Source organism: Pseudoroseomonas cervicalis ATCC 49957 (genome assembly GCF_000164635.1).
GTDB lineage: Bacteria > Pseudomonadota > Alphaproteobacteria > Acetobacterales > Acetobacteraceae > Pseudoroseomonas > Pseudoroseomonas cervicalis.
The window spans coordinates 1-1,381 of record NZ_GG770788.1 but is presented as its reverse complement, the minus strand read 5'-3'; the positions used below and the strand labels follow the sequence as shown (position 1 = coordinate 1,381).

The 1,381-nt window shown below is 73.3% G+C and carries 2 protein-coding genes; both read right to left on the bottom strand.

All coding sequences use genetic code 11. The features are described 5' to 3' along the window. Nucleotides 1-34: 34 nt before the first annotated feature. Nucleotides 35-1,246, bottom strand: coding sequence for a zinc metallochaperone GTPase ZigA (zigA, locus tag HMPREF0731_RS19000; RefSeq protein ID WP_007005831.1), 1,212 nt, complete (start codon nucleotides 1,244-1,246; stop codon nucleotides 35-37). After that, the gene (locus tag HMPREF0731_RS23790; protein WP_281015369.1) at nucleotides 1,243-1,374 is read right to left on the bottom strand and encodes a DUF1826 domain-containing protein; all 132 of its coding nucleotides are present in this window, start codon (nucleotides 1,372-1,374) and stop codon (nucleotides 1,243-1,245) included. The genes zigA and HMPREF0731_RS23790 overlap by 4 nt, the downstream gene beginning before the upstream one ends. Nucleotides 1,375-1,381: the final 7 nt, after the last annotated feature.

Below are 1,381 nucleotides of genomic sequence, written 5' to 3'. Positions count from 1 at the left end.
GAGAAGGCCGCCGGGCGCCCCGGCCCGCCCCGCCTCAGCGCGACCAGGCCGGGAAGGGATCGGGCAGCCGGGCCCAGGCGCGCGGCCCCTGGCGCAGCTCGGCCTCGGTGAGCAGGCAGGCATCGAGCTGGCGGCGCAGCGCCGCCTCCTCCATCCCGATGCCGATGAAGACCAGCTCCTGCCGCCGGTCGCCCCAGGGCTCCTGCCACAGCCGCTTCACGCCCGCGCGCCAGTCCGGGTCGTCCGGCCAGCGCTCGGGGCCGACCGCCGCCCACCAGAAGCCCGCCGCCTCGTGCCGGCCGATGCTGCCGGCGAGTTGCCAGGAGCCCGCCCACTCCATCCGGCTGGCCAGCCAGAAAAAGCCCTTGGCGCGCACCACGCCGGGCAGGTCGCTCTCCAGGAAGGCCTTGAAGCGCGTGGGGTGCAGGGGTCGGCGGGCGCGCCAGACGAAGCTCGACAGGCCGAATTCCTCGGATTCCGGCAGATGCCCCTCGGAGAGCGCCTGCGCCCAGCCGGAAGCCTGGCTGGCGCGGGCGAAGTCGAAGCGGCCGGTGCCCAGCACCTTCTCCAGCGGCACCCGCCCCTGCTCGGCCTCGACGATCTCGGCGGTGGGGTTCAGCGCGCGCAGCAGGGCGATGGCCTGGGCGCGGCCCTCGGGCGGCACCAGGTCCAGCTTGTTCAGCACCAGGATGTCGGCGAATTCCACCTGCTCCACCAGCAGGTCCACCAGCAGGCGGCCATCCTCCTCCCCCGCCACCTCGCCGCGCTGGCGGAGCGACTCGGCGCTGGCATAGTCGCGCGGGAAGGCGCTGGCATCGACCACCGTCACCATCGTGTCGAGCCGCGCCAGGTCGGACAGGGAATGCCCGTCCTCGTCGCGGAAATCGAAGGTGGCGGCGACCGGCATGGGCTCGGCGATGCCGGTGCTCTCGATCAGCAGCGCGTCGAAGCGCCCCTCCCCGGCCAGCCGCGCCACCTCCTGCATCAGGTCCTCGCGCAGCGTGCAGCAGATGCAGCCATTGGTCATCTCGACCAGCTTTTCCTCGGTGCGCGACAGGCGGCCGCCCTGGTCCACCAGGGCGGCGTCGATGTTCACCTCCGACATGTCGTTGACGATGACGGCGACGCGCCTGCCCTCCCGGTTGGCCAGGATGTGGTTCAGCAGCGTCGTCTTGCCGGCACCCAGGAAGCCGGAGAGCACGGTGACAGGCAGCCGGGCATCGGCGCCCTGCGCGGTCAGGGTCATGGCAGGGGGATCCTTCCGGGTTCGTCGAGGCAGAGCAGCAGCCGCCCGCCGGCGGCGGCGGGGGGCGAGCGGTGGATCAGGCCGCGCCCGGCCTGGCCGGGATGGCCCTCCCCCTTCATCAGCAGCACGGTGCCG

What these genes read in the sequence shown, in the direction of transcription:
- zigA (WP_007005831.1), bottom strand. Translation starts at nt 1,246, where the DNA reads ATGACCCTGACCGCGCAGGGCGCCGATGCCCGGCTGCCTGTCACCGTG.